This is a genomic window from Oceanobacillus luteolus (assembly GCF_042678205.1).
GTDB classification, from domain to species: Bacteria; Bacillota; Bacilli; order Bacillales; family Amphibacillaceae; genus Oceanobacillus; species Oceanobacillus luteolus.
The window spans coordinates 1-579 of the sequence record NZ_JBHUDE010000054.1 but is presented as its reverse complement, the minus strand read 5'-3'; the positions used below and the strand labels follow the sequence as shown (position 1 = coordinate 579).

Annotated in this window: 1 protein-coding gene; it reads left to right on the top strand. The window is 37.1% G+C overall.

The genetic code is table 11. The features are described 5' to 3' along the window. Nucleotides 1-579 (top strand): transposase (locus tag ACFSBH_RS12075; protein ID WP_379597723.1); only part of this gene is annotated, 579 nt, incomplete at both ends.

Genomic DNA, 579 nt, shown 5'->3' with positions numbered 1-579 from the left:
GGAAGCAACACGGAAAAAAACCACTAACGGACAGGGAGGAAGTGAAGGACACAAAAACAATCCGTAAGAGTAAGACGGATCCAGAAAGTGGTTTTATGTCTCGTGACAATAAACAAGAAATGTTCTGTTACCTCGATCATCGTACGACAGACATGAAATTTAATATTATTACAGATGCTTATGTCACTCCAGGAAACGTTCATGATTCCGTCCCTTACTTAGAACGATTGGATCGACAAATAAACAGATTTGATTTAAAAGTAGAAGCGGTTGCCTTAGACTCAGGTTACTTGACTAACCCAATATGCAAAGGATTATCAGATAGAGACATATTTGGAGTTATCGCTTACCGTAGATATCATCCGACGAAAGGATTATTTCCAAAATGGAAGTTTAAATATGATAAAGAACAAGATATTTATATTTGTCCGAACGGACAAACTTTAGCCTATTCGACCACAAGTAGAGATGGCTATAGAGAGTATAAATCCAATCCTAAACAATGTGTAGGTTGCCCACTATTAAAAGAATGTACCAGGTCAAAAAATCATCAAAAAGTAGTAACTCGCCATGTTTGGG